The 22,960-nt window shown below is 70.9% G+C and carries 17 protein-coding genes; 7 read left to right on the plus strand and 10 right to left on the minus strand.

Features of this window, described 5'->3' with window-relative positions; all coding sequences use genetic code 11:
• Positions 1-9 precede the first annotated feature (9 nt).
• Both ACGFY5_RS01620 and ACGFY5_RS01625 read left to right on the plus strand, forming a co-directional pair.
• Positions 10-1,290: an AAA family ATPase gene (locus ACGFY5_RS01620; protein WP_392716157.1), complete on the plus strand. Its 1,281-nt coding sequence runs from the start codon at positions 10-12 to the stop codon at positions 1,288-1,290.
• Between the two features lie 165 nt (positions 1,291-1,455).
• Positions 1,456-1,671 carry a hypothetical protein gene (locus ACGFY5_RS01625; RefSeq protein WP_392716159.1) on the plus strand — a complete coding sequence of 72 codons (216 nt, stop codon included), beginning with the start codon at positions 1,456-1,458 and terminating at the stop codon, positions 1,669-1,671.
• A gap of 63 nt (positions 1,672-1,734) precedes the next feature.
• Here ACGFY5_RS01625 and ACGFY5_RS01630 read toward each other — a convergent pair whose 3' ends face one another.
• Genes ACGFY5_RS01630 through ACGFY5_RS01645 form a run of 4 tightly spaced genes read right to left on the minus strand, consistent with a single transcriptional unit; the run spans position 1,735 to position 7,534 of the window.
• On the minus strand, positions 1,735-3,006 hold the full coding sequence (locus ACGFY5_RS01630) for an ABC transporter substrate-binding protein (RefSeq protein ID WP_392716161.1): 1,272 nt from the start codon (positions 3,004-3,006) through the stop codon (positions 1,735-1,737).
• Between the two features lie 31 nt (positions 3,007-3,037).
• Positions 3,038-5,749: a family 78 glycoside hydrolase catalytic domain gene (locus ACGFY5_RS01635; protein ID WP_392716163.1), complete on the minus strand. Its 2,712-nt coding sequence runs from the start codon at positions 5,747-5,749 to the stop codon at positions 3,038-3,040.
• 2 nt (positions 5,750-5,751) lie between these two features.
• Positions 5,752-6,573 carry a carbohydrate ABC transporter permease gene (locus tag ACGFY5_RS01640; protein ID WP_392716165.1) on the minus strand — a complete coding sequence of 274 codons (822 nt, stop codon included), beginning with the start codon at positions 6,571-6,573 and terminating at the stop codon, positions 5,752-5,754.
• Positions 6,574-6,586: 13 nt separating this feature from the next.
• Positions 6,587-7,534, minus strand: a complete 948-nt coding sequence (locus ACGFY5_RS01645; protein ID WP_392716167.1) for a carbohydrate ABC transporter permease — start codon at positions 7,532-7,534, stop codon at positions 6,587-6,589.
• A gap of 163 nt (positions 7,535-7,697) precedes the next feature.
• On the opposite strand from ACGFY5_RS01645, the gene ACGFY5_RS01650 reads away from it, so the two are divergent.
• The 3 genes from ACGFY5_RS01650 to ACGFY5_RS01660 are packed head-to-tail and all read left to right on the plus strand — an operon-like array spanning position 7,698 to position 13,572.
• A complete protein-coding gene (locus ACGFY5_RS01650) occupies positions 7,698-8,630 on the plus strand; it encodes a helix-turn-helix domain-containing protein (RefSeq protein ID WP_392716169.1) in 933 nt (310 codons plus the stop codon).
• Between the two features lie 51 nt (positions 8,631-8,681).
• Positions 8,682-12,434 (plus strand): ABC transporter ATP-binding protein, encoded by a 3,753-nt coding sequence (locus ACGFY5_RS01655; protein WP_392716171.1) that lies wholly within the window; start codon positions 8,682-8,684, stop codon positions 12,432-12,434.
• A gap of 16 nt (positions 12,435-12,450) precedes the next feature.
• Positions 12,451-13,572: a M20 family metallopeptidase gene (locus tag ACGFY5_RS01660; RefSeq protein WP_392716173.1), complete on the plus strand. Its 1,122-nt coding sequence runs from the start codon at positions 12,451-12,453 to the stop codon at positions 13,570-13,572.
• Here the strand turns inward: ACGFY5_RS01660 and hisC are convergent.
• From hisC to ACGFY5_RS01690, 6 genes are all read right to left on the minus strand, one after another.
• Positions 13,544-14,635 (minus strand): histidinol-phosphate transaminase, encoded by a 1,092-nt coding sequence (gene hisC / locus ACGFY5_RS01665; RefSeq protein ID WP_392716175.1) that lies wholly within the window; start codon positions 14,633-14,635, stop codon positions 13,544-13,546. The genes ACGFY5_RS01660 and hisC overlap by 29 nt on opposite strands.
• A complete protein-coding gene (locus ACGFY5_RS01670) occupies positions 14,632-15,858 on the minus strand; it encodes an RDD family protein (protein ID WP_392716177.1) in 1,227 nt (408 codons plus the stop codon). Before ACGFY5_RS01670 ends, hisC begins: the two co-directional genes overlap by 4 nt.
• Positions 15,859-15,867: 9 nt before the next feature.
• Positions 15,868-16,428 (minus strand): RDD family protein, encoded by a 561-nt coding sequence (locus ACGFY5_RS01675; RefSeq protein WP_392716179.1) that lies wholly within the window; start codon positions 16,426-16,428, stop codon positions 15,868-15,870.
• 344 nt (positions 16,429-16,772) lie between these two features.
• Positions 16,773-18,194: a DUF1116 domain-containing protein gene (locus tag ACGFY5_RS01680; RefSeq protein ID WP_392716181.1), complete on the minus strand. Its 1,422-nt coding sequence runs from the start codon at positions 18,192-18,194 to the stop codon at positions 16,773-16,775.
• Between the two features lie 45 nt (positions 18,195-18,239).
• Positions 18,240-19,745, minus strand: coding sequence for an FdrA family protein (locus ACGFY5_RS01685; protein WP_392716183.1), 1,506 nt, complete (start codon positions 19,743-19,745; stop codon positions 18,240-18,242).
• Positions 19,742-20,632 (minus strand): DUF2877 domain-containing protein, encoded by an 891-nt coding sequence (locus ACGFY5_RS01690; protein ID WP_392716185.1) that lies wholly within the window; start codon positions 20,630-20,632, stop codon positions 19,742-19,744. The genes ACGFY5_RS01685 and ACGFY5_RS01690 overlap by 4 nt, the downstream gene beginning before the upstream one ends.
• Positions 20,633-20,668: 36 nt before the next feature.
• On the opposite strand from ACGFY5_RS01690, the gene ACGFY5_RS01695 reads away from it, so the two are divergent.
• Positions 20,669-22,342 (plus strand): PucR family transcriptional regulator, encoded by a 1,674-nt coding sequence (locus ACGFY5_RS01695; protein WP_392716187.1) that lies wholly within the window; start codon positions 20,669-20,671, stop codon positions 22,340-22,342.
• 139 nt (positions 22,343-22,481) lie between these two features.
• Positions 22,482-22,883, plus strand: coding sequence for a hypothetical protein (locus tag ACGFY5_RS01700; RefSeq protein ID WP_392716189.1), 402 nt, complete (start codon positions 22,482-22,484; stop codon positions 22,881-22,883).
• Positions 22,884-22,960: the final 77 nt, after the last annotated feature.

Below are 22,960 nucleotides of genomic sequence, written 5' to 3' on the forward strand. Positions count from 1 at the left end.
TCTTCGCGCATGCGACCGGCAGAGGAGGATCCGCTCCTGGCCAGCCTGCTGGCTGCGGTCGACGCAGCCGCGGGCGACATCCCGTTGCGTCTGCACGTCGCCGGTCTCCTGCTCGACCGCGGGCGCGCGGCCGAGGCGCTCGAGCACTGCTCGACCGTGCTGCGGTCCGACCCCGCCAACGAAGAGGCGATCGCGCTGCTGCGTCGCGCATCCGCCGAGCTCGGCGCCACCCGCCCGGGCAGCCGGGTGGCGGCTGACCGGCCGAGCGCGGATCCGGCGATGGTGGGCCGCTCCGGCTTCGACTGGGACGCTGCCGAGGCCCAGGTGGGGGACCTACCCGACGTCGGCCGGGTGGACGACGGGCTGCCCGATCCGGTCGGCGAGGGTGACGTCGACGGGGTCGTCTTCACTGATCTGTCGCTGGCCGACGTCGCGGGCGCGTCCGACGCGAAGGAGCGGATCGAGCGGGCGATCGCCCCGATCCGCAGTCCCGAACTGGCCCGGGCGTTCGGCAAGCGCACCACCGGCGGTCTGCTGCTCTACGGCCCGCCTGGGTGCGGCAAGGCGTTCGTCGCGCGGGCCATCGCCGGTGAGCTGCGCGCGAACTTCTACCGGGTGGGCCGCGCCGACCTGCTCGACCGGCCCGCGCCGACGGCGGAGTTGCTGGCGTCCAATCCGGCGGCCGAACGGCGGATGCACGCGGTGTTCGCCACCGCCCGCCGCAACGCGCCGTGCGTGCTGTTCCTCGACGACATCGACGGTATCGGCCCTAAGCGCTCGCGGCTGCAGAATCCGAGCACGCTGCGGGCGGTCGTCAACCAGCTGCTGTTCGAGCTCGATTCGCTGGCCCGCGCCGACTCCGGTGTGTTCGTGCTTGCCTCCACCACCCGGCCGTGGGACCTCGATCCGGCGCTGCGCCGCGCGGGGCGGCTCGACCGGATGGTGCTGATCGCGCCACCGGACAGCACGGCGCGGACCGCGATACTGCGGTTCCAGCTGCGTGACCGGATGGTCGCCGACTTCGACCTCGCGGAGGTCGCCGAAGCGGCGGCCGGGTATTCCGCCGCCGACCTGCGCCGGGTGGTCGAGAGCGCGGCCGACTCGGCGCTGTCGGACTCGCTGCGGCGCGGGCAGGCGCGCCCGATCGAGCAGGCCGACCTCACCGCGGCGATCAAGCGGGTACGGCCGAGCGTCGGAACCTGGCTGGACCTGGCCCGTGCTGCCGCCGGCCCGTCCGACGGCAGCTACGAGGATCTGCACCTATACCTGAGAACCCACCGTCGCCGTTAGCGCGATGGCGGACCGGTTTATGGACGTGACCGGCGGAATGGTGGGCGACCGGGAATGGCCCCGGTGAACGGAAGTCGAATGCGCACGTCACGCGAGTTAGAGGCGTTGTTTGGGTAGGAATAAGGTAGGAATGGGTGATCGAGTCGAGAGAAAGGAGTGATCTACATGTCGCTTGCAGTGGCGGCCGAGGCGTTGTTCGTCAGTCCGCTGCAGCCCTCCGAGCGCCCGACGCCCGCAGAGGTGGAAGCAGCGATCGACGTCAGTCTGCGGAGCTTCGGTGGCCCTACCGGCTGCGCTTGCTGGCTCGCGGCCGAATACGGCGAGCACCCGGAAGTGGCGGCGGAGCGGATGCGCTGGGCGCTGGAGCTCACCACCCACTGACCATCGGGACGGAATAAACGGCGGGACGACCCCTCGGGGCCGCCCCGCCTTGTTGTTGCCGGTCTAACCCTTGTACGCCTCGTCCATGCGGGTCAGGACCTGGTCCGGGGTCGCCTTACCCGAGAACATGTCCTGGATCGCTGCGAAGTGCACGTTCTGCACCTTCGGGTTCGGCCAGAGCTGGTCCATGAATGGAACCGTCTTGCCGGCCTTCTGCGCGTCGACCAGCGGCTGCAGGGCCGGGTCGGCGGTGAACTGGTCGTTCGGAATACCCGGCAGGTTGCCGGTTTCCTTCGCGTAGATGTTGATCGCCGCGGGCGTGCCCAGGAAGTCGATGAACTTGAGCGCGAGGTCCTCGTTCTTCGTCTTCGCGTTCACCGCGTACGAGCCGCCTGCCGCACCCGGCAGCCAGGTGTCGGCCGCGTTGTCGGTCGCCGGCACCGCGAACATGCCGAACTCGGTACCGCTCGGGGCCTCGGACTGAAGCTGGTTGAGGCCTGACGTCACGTGGATCATGCCGACCGACTTGCCGGACGCGACCTGCGAGATCGCGTTCTCGATCGACGTGCCGAGCGGGTTGGCCGAGAAGCAGCCCTTCTTGTTCATCTCCAGGTACTGGTCCAGCGTGGTCTTCCACGCCGAGTCCGCGAACGTGGCCTTGCCGTCGGTCATCTGCTGGGCGAAGTCCGGCGTCTTGCCGTAGACCAGCGTCGCGGCCAGCGCGTAGTCGGCCAGCTGCGTGACCCAGTTCGTCTGATTGCCCAGGGCGAACAGCGCCTTGCCCTTCGACTTGGCGGTGGCGCAGAGCGTCAGCATCTCCGACCAGGTCTTCGGCTCGGTGCCGCCGATGTCGGCCAGTGCCTGCTTGTTGTAGAGCGCGCCGATGCCGGCGAACGTCAGCGGCACCACGTAGGTCTTGTCGTCGACCACGGTGACCGGCTTGATCCCGTCCGGGATGTCCTTGACCCACGGGCGGTCGGACAGGTCCTGGATGTAGCCGGTCGGGGCCAGCACCTCGATCGCGCCCGGGTTGCCGTTGCCGGGCCACGCGAAGAAGACGTCCGGAGCGGTACCGCTGGCCAGCTGCGTCCGCAGCGTGCCCTGGTACTGGTCGGTGTCGGCGAACGAGGTCGTCACGTCGACGTTCGGGTTGCTCTTCTTGAACTCGGCGATGAGTGCCTCGACGCCGACGCGGTCGGTCGCGACGGACGCGATCCGCAGCGTGTCACCGCCGCCGCTGCTCTCGTTGGCCGCGTTGGTGCCACCGGAGCACGCTGCGGTGAGCGCAAGACTCGCCGCGATCACTGCGGTCGCGAGAATCCGCTTTCTGGACATCGATGTCCTCCCGGGAGGGGGTTTCGGGGGTTTATCGGGATGCGGTGAATCGGTAGGTGCCGGAGCCGAGCCGCACGCGCAGCCCGCCCTCGGCGGGCTCGCCGCCGAGCGTCGCCGAGCCGTCGGCCTGCACGGACTCGCCGCCGGACGTGGCCTGGCCGTCGGCCGGCGCGGACTCACCGGGGGCGAGTTCACGGACGGAAGACGGGTCGGAGGTCGGTACGACCAGGTCGGCCGTTGCGCCCGGCGGAACTTCCACGTCGACGACGACCTGGTCGCCGTCGAGGCGCCAGCCGGACGCCACCCGGCCGCGGACCGTTTCCTGGCTCGCCCTGGCCCAGGTCAACCGGCCGCCGACCGCCGGACGCAGGTCGAGCTCGCGGTAGCCGACCGAGTCCGGGGTCTGGCCGATGCCGGCGACGCCGCCGTAGAGCCAGTCGCCGATCGAGCCCAGGCTGTAGTGGTTGAACGAGTTCATCTCGGCCGCCTGGAATCCACGGTCGGTGGTCCAGCCGTCCCAGCGCTCCCAGATCGTGGTGGCGCCGTGGGCGATCGAGTACCCCCAGGACGGGTAGGTGTCCTGGTGCAGCAGTGCGTACGCGAGGTCCGCCCGCCCGTACTTCGTGAGCACCGGACAGAGCAGTGCGACACCGACGAAGCCGGTGGTCAGGTGGTGGTCGCGCTTCTCGACGTCGGCCGCGAGCCGCTGGACCGCTTTGTCCACCGACGTCGGTGGCAGCAGATCGAACGCGAGCGCGAGCAGGTAGCCGGTCTGGGTGTCGCCCTGGACCCGGCCCTCGTCCTCGACGAACTCCCGCTGGAACGCGTCCCGGATGCGACCGTGCAGGTCCTCGTACGCTGTCGCGTCCCGGCCGAGGGCGCGTGCCGCGGCGGCGACCAGCGCGACGCTCTGCGCGAAGTACGCGGTGGCCAGCAGGTCGCGCGGGGTCTCCGCGTCGACCTGGAGCCAGTCGCCGTAGTTGTTGCCGGTGCGGTGACGCCAGATCAGGTCCGCGTTGTGGCGGTGGACGTGCTCGATCCAGGCCACCATCGAGTCGTACGAGCGCTCGAGCGTCCGCACGTCGCCGTAGGTCCGGTAGAGCAGCCACGGAATGATGACGCCACCGTCGCCCCAGGCCGGTGCGCCCTCGATGAGCATCGAAACCCTCGGGGAGACGTCCGGGAACGCGCCGCCGGACGTCGCGCCGGCCTGCACGTCGGTCAGCCAGCGGGCGAAGAACGCCTGTACATCGGCGTTGCGTGTCGCGGTCGGCGCGAAGATCTGCGCGTCGGCGAGCCAGCCGAGCCGTTCGTCGCGCTGCGGACAGTCGGTCGGCACCGACACCCAGTTGCCGCGCTGACCCCAGCGAATGTTGCCGTACAGCTTGTTGACGAGCTCGTCGGACGACGAGAACTCGCCGGTGAAGTCGACGTCGCTGTGCAGCACCCGCCCGACGACGTCTTTCCCGGCCAGGAGGCCCGGGTATCCGGTGACCTCGACGTACCGGAACCCGTGGAACGTGAACTGCGGCTCGAAGACCTCTGTGTCGCGCCCGGCAGCCAGGTAGATGTCGGTCGCCTCGGCGGTACGCAGGTTCTCCAGGTACAGCTCACCGTCGGTCAGCACCTCGGCGTGGCGCAGCACTATCCGCTGGCCCGGCTTCGCGCCGCGGATCGTCAGACGCACCCGGCCGACCATGTTCTGGCCGAAGTCGACGAGGTGGCGGCCGTCGCCGACCGCCGTCACCGAGACGGCGGCCAGGTCCTCGGTGACCCGCACCGGCTCGTCCGGCTCGGCCACGAGCGACCCGGGTACCGCGTCGGCGACGATCACCGGCGTCCAGTCACCGGCGTCGTAGCCCGCCGCGTCCCATCCGGTCAGGGTCCGGGATCCGTCCTCGTACTGGCCCATCAGCTGGTCGGCGTAGCGGATCGCGCCCGGCCGTTCGACCCAGTCGGCGTCGGTGGCGACGGTGCGGGTGGAGCCGTCGGCGAACTCCAGGTGCAGCTGCGCGAGGAACTGCGGAGCGTCGCCGTAGTGCTGGGCCTGGTGCCTGCTGTCGAACCCGATGAACCCGGCGTACCAGCCGTCGACGAGGACCGCGCCGAGCACGTTCTCGCCCTCGATGAGGGCGTCCGTGACGTCGTAGGTCTGGTACAGCAGCCGGGTGCGGTACTCGGTCCAGCCGGGTGCGAGCTCCTGGGTGCCGACCTTCGCACCGTTCAGGCGCGGTTCGTAGACGCCACGGGCGGTGGCGTACAGGCGCGCCCGGACCGGCTTGCGGTCCAGCTCGAACGACCGGCGCAGGTGCGGCGGTGCGGGCAGGTGCCGCACCCGGTCGGTCAGGTCGTCGACGACCGGCGGGTCGAACGGCGGGTGGACGTTCGGGTCGCGGGCGATCCAGACGCCTTCCCACTCGTCCGGGTGGAGCAGCGCGGTCTCGAACCACGACTCGGCGGTGCCGGCTTCGGCGCCGTCGGCGTCCCAGACCGTGACGCGCCAGTCGTAGCGGGTGCGCGACTGCAGCGTCGGGCCGTCGTACGCGATGCCGCTGTTCTCCGGGCTGTCGACCCGGCCCGTGTCCCACGCGGTGACACCGTTGGCGGTGACCTCGAGGCGGTAGGCGGTCTGCAGGTCGCCGTTGCGGTCGGACCGCAAGCGCCAGGACAGTAACGGGGTTCGCTCGTCGACGCCCAGCGGCGTGGAACGGCCGTCAGTACTCAGTGCGTACGGGGTCAGCATGTTCAACCCTTCAGCCCTCCGGCGAAGCCCTTGATGATGTGGCGTTGCATGGCGAAATAGACGACGAGGATCGGGATCGACCCGATGACCAGGCCGGCGAAGACCAGCTCCCACTGGGAGCTGTACTGGCCCAGGAAGCCGAAGATCGCGACCGGGATCGTCTGCTGGGTGCTGCCGCTCAGGTAGAGCAGCGGCGTGAGGAAGTCGTTCCAGACCAGCACCGCGTTGAGGATCACGACCGTGCCGGTGATCGGCCGCAGCAGCGGGAAGACGACGCTGCGGAACGCCTGGAACGGAGAGGCGCCGTCCAGCAGCGCGGCTTCCTCGTAGTCTTTGGGCAGCGCACGCAGGAAACCGACGTACAGGAACGTCGCGAACGGCACCTGCAGACCGCTGTAGAACAGCACCAGCGCCCACGGCGTCCCGAGCAGGTGCAGGTCGCGGATCGTCTGGTAGAGCGGCAGCAGCGCGAGCTGGAACGGCAGCAGCAGACCGAGCATGACCAGCAGGAACGTGGCGCGTGACCAGGCGGCGGTCGACCGGGCCAGCGCGTAGGCCGCGAGCGACGAGACCAGCACGATGATCACGACGCTCGCGATCGTCACCAGCGCGCTGTTGAGGATCGCCCCGCCGAGACCCGCCTGCTGCCAGGCGTCGGCATAGTTCTGACCGGTGGGTGACGTCGTGAGGCTGGCCGCGGACGCGGTGTCCCGCGGGTCGCGCAGCGACAGGTTGACCAGCACGTAGAGCGGGAACGCGAACGCGACGGTGACGGCCAGCATGACGAACTCGAGGGCGAACGTCCGCCAGGTGTAGGTCCTCATGAGACTGTGCCCTTCATGAAGTCGCGGCCTCCTGCCTGCGGAGCAGCCCGTACTGGCCGCTGGAGATGATCGCGACGAAGATCGTCAGGACGATCGCGAGCGCGATGCTGTACGCGAACTCGCCGAACTGGAACGCGTCCTTGTAGATCAGCGTGGAGAGCGTCTCGCTGGAGTGGCCCGGGCCGCCGCCGGTCATCACCCAGACCTGGTCGAACAGCTTGAGTCCACCGATGATCGACAGCATCAGGTTGATCGTCGTGGCCGGTGCGAGCAGCGGGAACACCACGTGCCGGAAGCGGCGGACCGGGCCGGCGCCGTCGATGTCGGCGGCCTCGTAGACGTCCTGCGGGATGCCCTGCAGGCCGGCCAGGAAGATCACCATCGAGTAGCCGGCGAACTGCCAGACGACCACGCCGACGACCGACCAGATCGCGACGTTCGGGTCGCCGAGCCAGTCCTGCTTGAGGCTGCTGAGGCCGAACGTGTCCAGCGCCCAGTTCACGGCGCCGTCCGGCGCGAGCAGGTTCTTCCACAGCGCGCCGACGACGACCGGCGTCATGACCGCGGGGGCGAACAGGAAGACCCGCAGGACGTTGCGGCTCTTGATCCGAGAGTTGACGCCGAGCGCCAGCAGCAGGCCGACCGCGTTCTGGATGATCGTGATCGCCACCGCGACCAGCAGCGTCTGCCAGACGGCGGAGCGGGCGTCCGCGTCGTCGAAGATCGCTGTGAAGTTGTCGAGGCCGATCCAGGCGCGGTCCGGGCTCAGCCCGTCCCAGTCGGTGAACGCGAGCATCGCGCCGCGTCCGCTCGGGACCAGGACGACGAATGCGTAGAGCGCCAGCGCCGGGACCAGGAAGAGCCAGAGCCGGCTCCCTTGGCGCTTCTTCGTCGTCCGGACGGACGGCGGATCGGCGGCGGGCGCCTGCTTCGCGGGCCGGGTGCGCGTGTGCGCGGGCATGGCCTCACCTCCGGGACGGCTGTGTCGGGTGATGAATTGAAACGGTTCATCGCCCGGTCTTGGCCAGGAAGCATGCGCTACGTCACAGGGGCGTCGATAGCCTTCGATGCGCCCCGGGTAGCACGAAATTAACTTCCGCGTCTTCGCGCGGTAGCGTCGGAACATGCGGACCGACCCGGTGGGAGAAGGCAAGGGCGGCCTTCTCTACCTGCGCGAAGGCGCCCAGGCGCGCGCCCTTCGCTACCTTCACACCACGGTACAGAAGACGCATACGCATAGTTTTTTCGAGCTGGCGTTCGTCCTCGGCGGGGAAGGTGTCCACGTGACGCCGGCCGGTCGGGATCCACTGCGCCGGGGCGACGTGGTGGTGCTGCGGCCGGGGGTGTGGCACAGCTACGAGGAGTGCCGCGACTTACGGCTCTACAACCTGTGCTTCGGCGCGGAGATCCTCAATCGGGAACTGGCGTGGTGCCGGGAGGACCCCGGGATGGGGTACCTGCTGTGGACCGGGCCGATGGCGATGCAGCGACGCGGAGTGCTCAACGCACAGTTATCCGACTCCCGGCTCGCCGAGTGCGCCGACCACCTGGATGCGCTGGCCGAGCTGGGGTCCGAGTCGACGTTGACGCACCGCGGCGACATGCTGGCGCGGTTGACGTTGTCGCTCAGCGTCGTTGCGCGTGCCGCCCGCGAGGGTGAACCGGCCGGCCCGACGCACGGCGCGGTGCTCAACGCGATGCGCCTGCTGGAGGAGCGTCCGGCGGACCCGTGGACGCTCGCCGAGCTGGCCGACGAGCTGCACCTGACGTCGGGCTACCTGGTGCGCCTGTTCAAGTCCGCGACCGGCCTGCCGCCGATGGCCTACCTGGCCCGGCACCGCGTCGAGAAGGCCGCTGAGCTGCTGCTCGACACCGACGAGCCGGTGACGCAGATCGGCCGGTCGGTGGGGTGGCCCGACCAGAACTACTTCGCGCGGCGGTTCAAGGCGCACTTCGGGGTGACGGCGACCGACTACCGGCGGCAGTTCGCCAAGAATCGGGCGCAGCTGCGGAACAAGTCGGCCGCCGACTTCGCCGGCCAGAGCCTCGCGGGGTAGCCGCGACCTGCGGCTCGGCAGATTGTCGGAGGAGCGAAGTAATCTCCGAATGTGTCGACCGCCCCCACTCCCGGATGGATCCGCCGTCTCTTCGCCGCTAGTTGGAGCCGCCACCCCGGTCTCGTCGTAGGGGTCATCGCCGCATCGCTGGGCGCCACCCTCGTGGAAGGCGTCGTACCCCTGTTGACCAGGGAGGCCATCGATGACGCGGTGGCCGGTCGGGTCAATCGGGTCACGCTGATCACGGTGATTCTGGCCGGTCTGGGGCTGGTGCGCTTCGGCGCGATCTTCCTACGCCGCTACACCGCCGGAAAGCTTTCGCTCGACGTGCAGCACGACCTGCGAAACGCTGTGTTCGCCACGCTGCAAAAGTTCGACGGGCCCCGGCAGGACTCTCTGCGCACCGGCCAGGTGGTCTCGCGTGCGATCTCCGACCTGCAGCTCGTGCAGGGCATCCTGGCGTTCGTCCCGTTCTCGCTCGGCATGGTGCTGCTGTTCGTCATCGCGGTCGTCGCGATGTTCTCGCTCTCGGTGCCGCTGACGCTGGTCTCGCTCGCGGTCACCCCCGCCGTCGCCTGGGCCGCCGGCCGCAGCCGCCAGCGCCTGTTCCCGGCCACCTGGTCGGCGCAGCAGCGCGCCGGAGAGGTCGCCGAGCGGGTCGAGGAAGCGGTTACCGGCGTCCGGGTCGTGAAGGGCTTCGCGCAGGAGGCCCGCGAGATCGCCGAGCTGGAGACGTCTGCGCGCCGGCTGTTCGCCGACCGGATGCGCGCGGCCCGCATCAACGCGGTGCTCACACCGACGCTCGCCGCGCTGCCGCAGCTAGGGCAGGTCGCGGTGCTCGCGCTCGGTGGCTGGCTCGCGCTCACCGACCGCATCACGATCGGTACGTTCGTCGCGTTCGCGGCCTACCTGGCCACGCTGGCCGGCGCCACCCGGGTGCTGTCCGGGCTGCTCACCCAGGGCCAGTTGGCCCGCGCCGGCGTGGAGCGCGTCTACGACGTGATCGAGAGCGAGCCCGGCGTCGTCGACCCCGCTGACCCCGAGCCGCTGCCCGACGGGCCGCTCCCGATCGGCCTCGACCACGTCGTCTTCGGCTACTCCGAGGGCGACACGGCGATCGACGACCTCACGCTGGAGGTGCGCGCGGGCGAGACGCTCGCGCTGGTCGGTCCGCCCGGTTCCGGGAAGAGCACTGTCGCGCAGCTGATCGGGCGCTACTACGACACCCGCTCCGGCGCGGTGACGCTGGGCGGCATCGACGTCCGGCGCCTACGGCTGGCCGACCTGCGCGGGGCGCTGGGCGTCGTCTTCGAAGAAGCGTTCCTGTTCTCCGACACGGTGCGGGCGAACATCGCCTACGGCCGGCCCGACGCCACCGACGCCGAGGTGGAGGCCGTCGCGCGTGCCGTCGAGGCGCACGGGTTCATCAGCGCGCTGCCCGACGGCTACGGCACGCTCGTCGGTGAGCGCGGCCTGACGCTCTCCGGCGGTCAGCGCCAGCGGATCGCGCTCGCCCGCGCGCTGCTCACCGACCCCCGCGTCCTCCTGCTCGACGACGCGACGTCCGCTGTCGACAACGTCACCGAGGCCGCGATCCACGCGACGTTGCGCGAGGTCACCGCCGACCGCACGACGATCCTCATCGCCCACCGGCGGTCGACGCTCGCGCTGGCCGACCGGGTGGCCGTGCTCGACGGCGGTCGCCTCGTGGACGTCGGCACCCAGGCCGAGCTCACCGAGCGGAGCCCGCTGTTCCGGTCGCTGCTGGCCGGTCCGGAGGACGGCCCCGAGGCGGACCCGGTCGGCGATCAGGGCGCCGCCCCCGATCCGGACGCTACGGGCATCACCCCGGAGCTCTGGCCCGCGGTCGAGAACGCCACGGACCCGCTCGTCGCCGCCCGCGAACCCGCCAGCGGTGGCCGGGCGTCGATCGGGCTGCACGGCGACCAGGGCGGCATGCCCGCCACGCCCGAGCTGCTCGAGCAGGTGCGGGCGTTGCCACCGGCCGACGAGGTGCCGGAACTGCCGGGCGTCGACCCGCGCGCCCCCGACCCGCGGTTCCGGCTCGGCCTGCTGCTCCGGCCGGTGCGCTGGCTGCTGTGGGCCACCGTCGCCCTGATCGCTGTCGACGCGCTGGCCACCGTCGCGTTCCCGCTGCTGGCACAGCACGCGATCGACGCCGGTGTGGTCGGGAACTCCCGTGCCCAGCTGGCCGTCGCGGGCCTGCTCGGCGTCGTCGTGGTCCTCGTCGACTGGGTGGCGGTCCGCACCCAGACCGTCACCGCGTCGAAGGCCGGTGAGCAGGTGCTCTACCTGCTGCGGATCCGCAGCTTCGCGCACCTGCAGCGACTCGGGCTCGACTACTACGAGCGCGAGCTGGCCGGGCGCATCATGACGCGGATGACCACCGACGTCGACGCGCTCTCGACGTTCCTGCAGACCGGCCTGGCAACCGCCGTGGTCAGCGTCCTCACGATCGTCGGCGTCACCGGTGCGCTGTTGATCGTCGACGCCGGGCTGGCGCTGGTCGCGCTGGCGGTCCTGCCGATCGTGGTGATCACGACGCTGATCTTCCGGCGGCTCTCCGCGGTGGCCTACGAACAGGCGCGGGAACGCGTCAGCATCGTGAACGCCGACTTCCAGGAGAACGTCGCCGGCCTGCGCGTCTCGCAGGCCTACGTGCGGGAGGAGCGGTCGGCGGCCGACTTCGCCGGCCGCAGCGACGCCTACCGGCGGTCCCGGATGCGTGCTCAGACCTACATCGCGACGTTCTTCCCGTTCATCGGGCTGCTGTCCGACCTGGCGCAGGCGGCCGTGCTCGCGGTCGGCGCGCACCGCATCGCCGACGGCGATGTCACGCCCGGCATCCTGACCGCGTTCCTGCTCTATCTCGGCCTGTTCTTCCAGCCGATCCAGCAGCTCTCCCAGGTTTTCGACGGCTACCAGCAGGCCCGCATCGGCCTGGGCCGCATCGGCGACCTGCTGCGCACCCCGACGTCGGTCAGCGACACCGACGACCCGGAGCCGGTGCCCGCGCACCTGTCGGGGCGCATCGAACTGCGCGACGCCCGGTTCCGCTACGCCAACGCCGACACCGAGGCGCTGCGGGGCGTCTCGATGACGATCGAGCCGGGGGAAACCGTCGCGCTGGTCGGGGAGACCGGCGCCGGCAAGTCCACGGTGCTGAAGCTGCTCGCGCGCTTCTACGACGTCACCGACGGCGCGGTGCTGGTCGACGACGTGGACGTGCGCCGGTTCCGGCTGGCCGACTACCGCGCCCGGCTGGGCGTCGTCCCGCAGGAAGCGCACCTGTTCACCGGTGACGTGGCATCGAACATCAGCTACGGCCGCCCGAGCAGCCCTCCGGCGTCCGTCGAGCAGGCTGCCCGCGCGGTCGGTGCGATCGGGATGGTCGGTGCGATCCGTGACGGATTCCGTCATTCGGTTTCCGAGCGTGGCGGCGGGCTGTCCGCGGGGCAGCGGCAGCTGGTGTCGCTGGCCCGCGCCGAGCTCGTCGATCCCGACGTCCTACTGCTCGACGAGGCGACGGCCGCGCTCGATCCGGCCAGCGAGGCCGTGGTGCTGGCGGCGGGTGACGCGTTGTCGCGGCGCCGAACGACGGTCGTGATCGCCCACCGGCTCGCGACCGCCGCACGCGCCGACCGTATCGTCGTGCTCGTCGACGGCCGGATCGCCGAGCAGGGCACGCATGCCGACCTGATCGCCGTCGACGGGGTGTACGCGCGGCTCTGGGCCCGGGACGGTGCCGCGAAGCACGACGAAGAGGTACAGGCCATGGCCTAGGAGGTTCGGAGTTTTGTTGGAGCGGGACGAGCTCGAGGCCGATCCGGGCGCCGTGAAATCGTTGCTGGCGATCCTGGAACGACTGGTGGAGCTGCCCACGGTGTCCGGGAACCTGATCGCGTGCGAGGAAGGCCTCGACTTCATTGGGGAGTACCTCTCCGAGCGCGGGATGCTGGTTCGCCGGTTCGACCAGGACGGCTTCGGAGCGCTGGTGGCCACCGTGCGTCCGACGCTGTCGCCCGCGGTCATGCTCACCGCTCATCTGGACGTCGTCCCGGGCCCCGAGCACCTGTTCACGCTGAAGCGTGACGGCGGCCGGGCCGTCGGGCGCGGTGTGTTCGACATGAAGGGCGCGATCGCGGCCTACCTGGTGCTGATCGACGAGCTCGGAGCCGATCTGCAGCGCTACGACCTCGGTGTGATGATCACGACCGACGAGGAGACCCGCGACCTCGGCGTGAAGCTGCTGCTCCAGGACGAGGGCTACCGGCCGCGCGTGGCGGTGCTGCCGGACGGCGGCGACAACTGGCAGCTCGAAGAAGTGGCAAAGGGCGCCTGGCGGGTGCGCGTGAGCACGTACGGCGTGCCGGTGCACGGGTCACGGCCGTGGACCGGCGAGAGCGCCTCGATGAAGCTCCTGGATCTGCTCGCCGACATCCGGCGGCGGTTCCCGATCGATGACCCGCATGTCGACACGCTCAACATCAGCTTCCTGCGGGCGGGCACCGCACCCAACCAGCTGCCCGACCAGGCCGAAGCGGTGCTCGACATCCGGGTGATGGGGCCGTCGGAGCTCGCCGCGGTGGAGCGTGACGTCGCGGAGATCTGCCGCCGACACAGCGCCGACCTGGAGCTGCTCGTGCTGTTCCCGCCGGTGAAGCACGACCTCACCGACCCGCTGCTCGCGGAGTTCGCGCGCAGCGTCGAGCGGGTCACCGGAGTGACGTGCGGGAGCTGTCTCTCGTTCGGGTCGAGTGACGCGGCGCAGTACGCCGCGGTCGGCGTACCGTGCGCTGTCACCCGCCCGATCGGCGGCGGCCACCACGGCGACGAGGAATGGGTGGACACCGCCTCGCTCGCGCAGTTGGTGCCGGTACTGCGCGACTACGTCAGGCGAGTAGCTCGCGAGCCGCACTGAGGAACATGTCGTTCTCGGCCGGCGTACCGATCGTCACGCGCACGCCGTCCCCGGCGAACGGCCGCACGATGACGCCACGCTTCTCGCAGTTCGTCGCGAAGTCCAGCGCGTCGTCACCGAGCGGCAGCCAGACGAAGTTGGCCTGGGTGTCCGGCACGTCGGGCCGGAGTTCCCGCACGGCGGCGTGCACCCGGGAGCGCTCGGCCACCACGACGTCGACCCGCCGCTTCATCTCGTCCTCGGCGTCCAGGGCGGCCAGCGCCGCCGCCTGAGCGACATGGTTCACCGAGAACGGCGTGACGACCTTGCGGACGGCCTCGGCCACCTGCGGGTCGGCGGCCAGCCAGCCGACCCGGATGCCGGCCAGGCCCCAGGCCTTCGACATCGTCCGCAGCACGACGACGTTCGGGCGGTTGCGTGCGACGTCGAGCCCGTCGGGGACCTCGGGGTCGCGGACGAACTCCCGGTACGCCTCGTCGATGACGACCAGGACGTCCGGGCCGACCCGGTCGAGGAACCGCTCCAGATCGTCCCGGCGCACCGCCGGTCCGGTCGGGTTGTTCGGCGTGCAGACGATCGCGACCCGCGTCCGGTCGGTGACCGCGTCGACCATCGCGTCCAGGTCGTGGGCGTGGTTCTCCAGGTTCGCGACCCGGACGCTGGTCGCGCCGCACGAGGTCGCGATGATCGGGTAGGCCTCGAACGAGCGCCAGGAGTAGAGCACCTCGTCGCCCGGCAGCACCGCGGCGCGCACGATGTGCTCGGCCAGCGCGACCGAGCCGCAGCCGGAGACCAGGCGGTCCGGGGCGACCCCGTAGCGCTCGCCGAGTCGGTTGCGCAGCGCGACGACGGCAGGGTCGGGGTAGCGGTGGGTCTGCGCCACCGCCTCCGCGACCGCCTCGACGACGCCCGGCAGCGGGCCGAACGGCACCTCGTTGCTGGCCAGCTTCACCGCCTCCGGGATGCCGACCTCGCGTGCGACGTCGCTCGGGTTACGGCCGGCCACGTAGCGGGGGATCGTGTCCAGGTCGGCGCGGGTCAGCGGCATCTTCAGGCTCCTCATCGATCGGACTTCTCGGCCTTGGCCTCGGTCTTCGCCGGGACCGGCACCGCGGCGGACCGGACGACGATCGAGGTCACGGCCTTGTCGTGCAGGCACTGCCGGCCCGGGCGGTCCCAGAGGCACCACAGCAGGTCGGCGATCTGCAGCGGGAGGCCGCACAGGAAGCTCACCGCCGGGCTCGGCAGCATCAGGATCAGCCAGCGCCGGATCGACTGGCCGAAGGTCAACGACTTGTCGTCGACGACGCGGATGACCCGGATGCCGACGATGCGCTTGCCGAGCGTCTGGCCGCTGTTGGCGGTGGCGGGCACCTCGTAGGCGAACCAGAGGCCGATCGTCAGGACGAAGATGATCCAGTTCAGGCGGCTGGCCTCTGCCGAGAGGGTCTCCTGGCCGACCAGGATGTCGTTGATGTTCGGCCCGATCTCCTCGGCGAACTGCAGGTAGAAGTAGCCGTTGACGATCAGGCACAGCAGGAACACCGCGACGACGTCGATCACGCGGGCGAGCACGCGCAGGCCGAGCGGCGCGAGCTTCGTGGTGTCGATCGGCATCGTGGTGGTGGTGCCGGGGATGCGGATGTGACCCGGTGGCAGCGGGGGGAGCTGCACCGGCGGCTGCCCCCACCGAGGCTTCCCCGACGCGCCGGGCGCGCCGCCCTGCCCAGCGGGCCAGCCGGGCTGCCCCTGCGCGCCGGGCGCGCCCGGGCCAGGCGCACCGTAGCCGGGCGCACCGGGGCCCGTGGCGCCGGGGCCCGTGGTGCCGGGGCCCGTGGTGCCGGGGCCCGTGGTGCCGGGGCCCGTGGTGCCGGGGCCCGTGGTGCCGGGGCCCGTGGTGCCGGGGCCCGTAGCGCCGGACACCGGTGCGCCCGAGACCGGTGCGCCGGGGCCCGGAGTGTTGGGGCCCGGAGTGGGGGTTTTGGGTGGGTTGCCCCAGGTCGGGGCCTTTGGGCGGGCCGGACCTGTTTCGGGTGTGCCCGTATCGGAGGCGCCCGAGCCGGAGCCGCCGGACGACGGTGGTGTCCAGCCGGGTGTCCAGCCGGTCTGGGGCGTCGGCGCGGTTGGCGCAGTCGGGGCGGGGGGAGGGGGTGGCTCGACGGCGGGAGGGCCTGGCGGTGGCGTGGCGCTCACGGGCAGCGGGGCACCGAGCCACTGCTCGCCGTCCCAGTACCGCTGCGTGTCCGGATCCGCCGGGTCGGGATACCAACCGGGGATCGGGGTCACCGGATCACCTCACCCATCTGCTGCTTCCACCACGATCGTCTTCGCGTACTTGTCGTGCGCGCACTGCTTGTTGGGCTTGTCCCAGAGCAGCCACAGGTTGTCCAAGAGTACGTAGATGCCGATCAGCGCTCCCAGGAAGGGGATGCTGCCCAACACCGCCACGCCGTCGGACGCCAGCCAGCGCCTACGTGCCTGCGGCGCCGTCATCCCGGCGCCGTCCAGACCTACCACCCGGATCCCGCGCCACCGCTTGCCGAGCGTCTGCCCACCATGTCTGACCTGGTACTTCACCGCGTACCAATAGGTGAGCGCCAGGGTCGCTGCGATAGCCAGCACGTACCCGACGAACGCCACGAACATCCAGAGCAGGACGCCGCCCTCCGACGCACCGTTGCCTTCGCTGCTCGCCAGCGACAGGAACAGCGGGATGCCGAACAACACAATGAAAAACAGCGCCACGGGGACGAAAAGGATCAGCCCGTCCAGGATTCGGGCGACCCAGCGGTTGACGGATGACGCCAACGGCCTCGGCGGTGCCGACGGAGCCGGGTAGCCGACCTGCGGGTTCATGCCCGCCATCCTGCCGTACCCCGTTCGAGCCTCATCGACCAGCACGAACGGTTCAACGCAGAGCCGCCGCTCCGCGTGCCGGGGGCAATGGCACGGGAGCGGCGGCTAGAAGTGCGAGGGCCGCCGTGGGGTCCGAACTCCGGCGGTGCGGGGGTACCGCAGGAGGGGCAGCGACCCTCGCACTCGAGACATCGGCCCAGGTCAACGACGCCCCAGACATTTCGGACGCCGCCACCTACCCGCACCCCGGCCACTCCCGGCGCGACGCTCCGAAAGTTGCAGCGGCCTCCGCAACGGCCTCCGCGACGGCCGCCGCCACGGCCCCGCGGCCGCCGCGAGACGACTCAGGAAAGCGGGGGAGCGGCCTCCGCGAGCGCGTCCAGCGCACCTTCGAAGCACTCCATCGGGGGCGTCACCAACCCCGCCCCCACCTGCCCCACACCCGCGACCCGCCCCGCCATGCCCGTGTTGATCTGGGGAAGCACGCCGGAACGAACCACCTTCGTCACGTCGATGCCGGTCGCCGCACCGCGGAAGTCGAGGATCGGCAGCGCGTACGCGGCGTTCTCGCCGGTCGTGATGCCGTACATCTCCCGGCTCGTGCGCAGCGCGTCCGTCACCGTCCCGCCGACGAACCGGACGATCGCCGGCGCGCTCGCCATCGCGAACCCGCCGATGCCCGCAGTCTCGGTGATCGCCGAGTCGCCGATGTCGGGGTTCGCGTCATCGGGCCCGTACGAGCCGAGGAACAGCCCCTGCGGCGTGTTCGCGGGCCCGGTGAACCACTGGTCACCCGTACCCGACACCTGGATCCCGAAGTCCGTGCCGTTGCGCGCCATCGTCGTGACGACCGTCGACCCGGGGATCCCGGACGCCGCCGCGGTCTGCAGCTTGCACGCCGGCATCACCAGGTTCAGGAAGAAGTGGTCGTTGCCGCCGACGAACCGGGCCACGTCAGCCACGTCCGACGACGCGACACCGGCGTCGATCATCGCGGGCATCAGGTCACGGAGCAGCATGAGCGTGCCTGCGCGGTTCCGGTTGTGGCCCTCGTCGCCCATCTGGACCATCTGCGCGATGATCCCCTTCACGTCGACCGGTCCGTGCTCCCGCACCGCGGCCTGCAGCGCCGGGCCGAGCACCGACGACATCCACCGCAGCCGGTCGATCACCTCCGGCCCGTAGGCGCCGTACCGCAGCACCTTGCCCAGGCCCTCGTTCAGCGAGCACCACGACGTCCGGTCGTGTGCCTCGTCACGCAGGACGAACACCCACATCGACGGCGAGACCACGCCTGCCATCGGGCCCACGCCGCCGTCGGAGTGGCACGGCGCCCACTCCACGGAACCGCCGGACAGGAGGTTCGAGGCCTCCTCGGGGGAGGCGGCCAGCCCTTCGAACAACGCGGCACCCATCAGCGCGCCACGAAGAGGTCCGGACGCCCGCTCCCACGTGATCGGGGGCCCGGCGTGCCGGAACTGGCCCGCCTGCAGGCCGACGACCTCCGATGCCGGCCGGACGTCGACGAGCGACGCGCCCGCCGCCAGCATGCGGTCGAGCGCCGACGCGTTCGCGGCGACCCGCCGACGGTCGGCCATCACCCGCGCCAGCGCGTCCACCGACCCGACGGGCGGCTGCCAGGCCACCGGCGTCACGGCCGCGGCCTGCGCGGTCAGCGCCTCGGTGAACAGGTCCACGCCGGCGGTGACGATCGACGGCTCATCGGTCAGCAAAGAACTCAATGAACTCTTTTCCACCTCATTCACCCCCGGAAGGCTGAGCGATCTCGGCAAGGGTCGGTCGAAAAGAATTCATTCGGTCACCTCGGAGGGCTGCAGGATCGCTACCGCCTCGCGGGCGGCTTCGGCGTTGGACAGGAACACCCGGGCGCCGACTCCACGCAGCTCGGCAGCCTGGCGGGACAGCCCCTGCGGGTCGCCGGACGTCCCGACCAGCGCGACGACGACCTCGAACGGCCGGTCGGCGGTGATCAGCGCGGACGCGATCGCCGGTGCCAGCTCGCTCGCCGGGTCCGGGTGCGCGCCGTGCCCGAGAACGATGTCGAGCAGCACGACCCGGCACGCCGGATCCGCCGCCTCCACCGCCAGCCGGTCCAGGCGCAGCGTCCCGTCGATCATCGGGTGCGGACGCCCGGCGGTCAGCGCGTCGTCGCCGAAGTCGATCATCGCGTGGCCGTCGGTCTTCAAGTCGCCACCCAACGCCCAGGCCGGGTCGAGCGGGATGTTCGACGCGATCGGACCGAGTGCGGCGGACGCGATCACCATCGCCTCGTCGCAGAGCGTCCCGCCGCTGAACAGGCCGCGCAGTGCGCCCGACCCGGTGCTGAACGGGGCGACCAGGTCGCGCGGCTCGTCGGACGGCAGCCAGTTCGGCCAGGACGCTGGCGCGTTCGATCCGAGCACCTCGCTGACGACCGCGGTCAGATCCGGGCGGCCGTTGCCCAGCAGCCCGAACACCACTGGCTTCGAGAGCGTTTCCGCGTGGGCCCGGACGGCGTCGGCCACCTCGGGGGCGGGTGGCTTCGAGATCACCAGGATCGTCTCGGTCGCCGGGTCGGCGTCGAGTGCGTCGAGCGCGGCGAGCGTCGAACGGCCGCCCACAGCGGCGGACAGGTCGCGTCCACCGACACCCAGGCAGTGCGAAACACCCACGCCCGCGGCGTCCAGCAGCGCCAGCACCTGCTGCGCACCGGTTCCCGACGCCGCCACGATCCCGATCGGACCCGGCCGTACCACGTTCGCAAAACCCAGGCCAACGCCGCCGACGACAGCGGTGCCGCAGTCCGGACCCATCACCAGCAGGCCGCGTTCGGCGGCCAGGTCCTTCAGCGCGATCTCCTGCTCGACCGGCACGTTGTCGCTGAAGACCAGCACCGAGGCGCCGGCGTCCAGCGCGTCCACCGCGTCGGCGAACGCGTAGCGCCCAGGTGTGGAGATCAGCGCCAGGTTCGCTCCCGCGGTGGTCACGGCTGCGCCGACGGTGCGCGGAGGCGGCAGTGTGGCGTCCGTGCTCGCCTGCGGGGTCTTCGCCGCGAGCGCCGACTCCAGCGCGGTCAGCGCCGCGTCCCGCGTCGTCTCGTCGGCCGCGGCGATCGCGACGACCATGTCGCCGGCGGACGCGTCGTCCGGCAGCGCGAAGCCCATCCCCTCGATGAGCTCGAGGTTGAGTTCGGTGCCCATCGCGACCATCGCGCTGGACACCCCGTCGAGGCCGCTCACGGCCTGACTTACCTGGAGCAGCTGGACCGAGTCGCGGTACGTGCCGCGCCGCAGCTCGATGTGGTGCAAAGCGGTCACTTCACCAATCCTTTCGGTCCGGTCAGAACTTTCAAGCCCATGCGGACGCCGTGCAGCAGGCCACCGCCGGAGGAGTGACCCACGCGCAGCAGAGCCTCGACGGCGGAGTCGAGCCGGTCGAGCGGGTCGGTGAGCACTGCGGCGAGTTCGGGGATGCATTCGCCGCGGGTGGCGTGCGTGAGGAGGGCGGCGGACACGGCGGTCGTGGCCCCCGGTCGGGACGCCAGCTCCTCGGCAACCATCGAGCCCATTACCCTCCCCGCTTCGTGGTCCGCCAACGTCACGAGAATCCCCGCCAGGATGTCGTCCCCCAGCGGGGTCAACCCCTCCCCACGCCCGAGCAGCGCGCGCACTCCCGTGCCGAGATCGCCCCCGGCGAGACCGCTCCCCAGCGCCGCGGCTACGCCGAGATGGCCCCCGGCGAGGCCGGGCTCGAGCGCCGCAGCCGCAGCGAGCACGTCGGCCGGTGGCGCGAGCGGCGCAGCCGTGTCGGCGGTGCGGGACGCGTCGGTCGGCGCTGTGTGCTCGACCCATGCGCCGATGGTTCGCCGCCTGTCGTCGATCTGAAGAAGGGGCACCTGCGGGCGGGACGCGCGCCACCAGCGGGCGACGGCGACGGCGGAGTCGGTGAACTCGACGCGGCCCTCGCCGAGGCGGGCGGGCGAACCGACCGTAACCGTCGGAACCGGGACACCGGGGCCGAGCAGGACCGCGCACGGAACCCGCACCGCATCGGCGGCGGCGACGCAGAGCGCGGGGACGTCCGGATCGCCGGTGGTGACGTACAGGGCGCGCGAGAGCGAGGCGGTGACCGTGACGATTCGGACCGGCCCATTCAAAACGTGCGCCAGTGACGCTGACGCAGCTCCAGGCAGGGCCCCTTCCACGTGGCTGACCGTAAGACCGCGTCTACGGTGGTCGGCATGGGAAGAATTGCCAAGGATGGCCGGGGTCCTTCGGCCAATTTGACGGCTTCTCCGGTCGGGTTGCCAGTGCGTGACGTGCTCGAGGCGAGCACGTTGACCGGCGCCCGCGTGCTGGCCGGCGAGGGCGGGCTGGACCGTGTCGTCCAGCGGCTCAACGTCATGGAAGTACCGGACATCCTTCCCTGGGTGAAGCCGCACGAGCTGCTGCTCACCACCGGTTACCCGCTGCAGCACAGCACGATCGAGTTGATCGACCTGGTCCGCGAACTCGACGAGCGAGGGCTGGCCGCGTTGGCGGTCAAACTGCACCGCTACCTCGACGAACTCCCGGCCGACGTGCTCGCCGAAGCCGACCGGCGCAACTTCCCGATCGTCGAGGTGGCCGAGTCCGTCGGTTTCGACGACATCCTCAACGAGGTGCTCAGCGCGCTGCTGCACCGGCAGGCTTCGGTGCTGGCCCGCTCCGACGAGGTGCACCGGGCGCTGGTGAGCGTCGTCCTCGAAGGCGGTGGGCTCGACGACCTCGCGGCCGAGCTGACCCGCATCCTCGGCGGGCCGGTGATCGTCACGACGCCCGACGGACGGGTGAACGCCCGCGCCGGTGACGCCGACGACCTGCAGAAAACCGGCTGCTTCGACCCGACCGGCCGGTTCCGCGTGGACGACGAACCGACCGGCGTCCGCCCGCACGAAGGCGGTTTCCACACCACGGTGCCGATAGTGGCCGGGCGGATCGACCACGGCCGGATCGTCGCGTTCTCCGACGTGCCGCTCGACGCCGCCGACGTCTACTCGCTCGAGCGAGCTGCCACCGTGGCCGCGCTCGCTGTCACCAAACAGCTCGCCATCGACGCCGTGGAAGGCAAGTACCGGGCGGACTTCCTGCGGGATCTGCTCACCGGGCGGGTCGAGGACGTGCCGGCCGCTGTCGCCCACGCGCGCACGCTGGGGTGGGACGTGGAGCGGCCGCTGGTGGCGGTGGTCGCCGAGCTGGACCCGGTCACGACGCCGACCGGCGCTGCCCCGGAGCTGCGGCCGGTGCAGGAGCGGTTCGCGACGGCCTGGCAGTCGGTCGTGCGCTGGCGGGATCCTCGCGCACCGGTGGTGAACTTCAACCGGGAGGTCGTGGTCCTGCTGGGGCTGCCGGCCGGCGGCGGGGGCGCGGACGCCGTCGAGCGGGCTGTGAACGAGCTGGTGCGTCAGGTCGTCGGTGACGGCGGTGGCGGGCGGCGGTCGTTCTCGCTGGGGATCTCCCGGCCGGCGTCGCAGCCCTCCGAGCTGCCGCGGGCCTACGAGCAGGCCCGCAAGGCCGTGCGGATCGGTCGTCGGCTGCACGGCGACGGAGCCCGGGCCAGTTTCGACCGGCTCGGCGTGCACCGGCTGCTGTCGCTGATCCCCGACACGTCGGAGCTGCGTGGGTTCGTGGAGGAGGTGCTCGGGGAGTTGGCGGCGGACACGCCCGAGAACGCGGACCTGCGGCGGACGCTGGCGGTGTTGTTGGAGACGAACTGCACGGTGGCCGAGGCGGCGCGACGGCTGCATTTTCACTACAACACGTTGCGGTACCGGATCACGAAGCTGGAGAAGCTCGTGGGTCCGTTCACTGACGACGCGGCGCTGCGGCTCGATCTCGCGTTGGCGTTGCGGGTGCTGGAGATTCGCGGGCTGTAGGCGTCCCGTTCTCTGCGTGTCCCAGCAGGTCAGGGTCGTTTCTTACGGGACGCGTCCCAGGTGGGGCGGGACTTGTTGTGGCGGTGCGGTGGGCGGGTGAGCCTCTTCGGTGTTGTCTCACCGATGAGGAGAAAGTCGCATGTCTTTACGCACGGGGGTTGGCAGTGGCTGGACCAAGCGTGTCCTGGTGGCCGCTGCCGTGATCGGGTCGGTGCTCGCCGGCTCGTTCGCGGTGGGGTCGCCGGCGCAGGCCAGTTCGAAATGGGGTTGTGAGTACCCGCGGGTCTGCTTCTATCTGACCGCTCAGAATTTCCTCGACGACAAACCGACGGCGGCGTTCCGGGACGTGACGTCCGGCTACCAGAATCTCGGGGCGCGGAGTCGGGGTGCGTTCCTGGTGTTCAACAGCCGGAACGACGACGGGGCGCTGCTGCACTTCTCGAACGGGCGGACGTACTGCCTGGCGCCCAATGCCTCGGTGTTCGGGCAGGACATCGGCACCGTGGACAAGATCCGGATCTCCTGGTCGCCGTCCTGCTGATGTCCCGTTCCGGCGGGCGTGCTGCCCGGTCGGACCGGCCGGGTGGTGCATAGCTTTGGCTGGTCCCATCGGAAACA

It is taken from the genome of Cryptosporangium sp. NPDC048952 (genome assembly GCF_043197895.1).
GTDB lineage: Bacteria > Actinomycetota > Actinomycetes > Mycobacteriales > Cryptosporangiaceae > Cryptosporangium.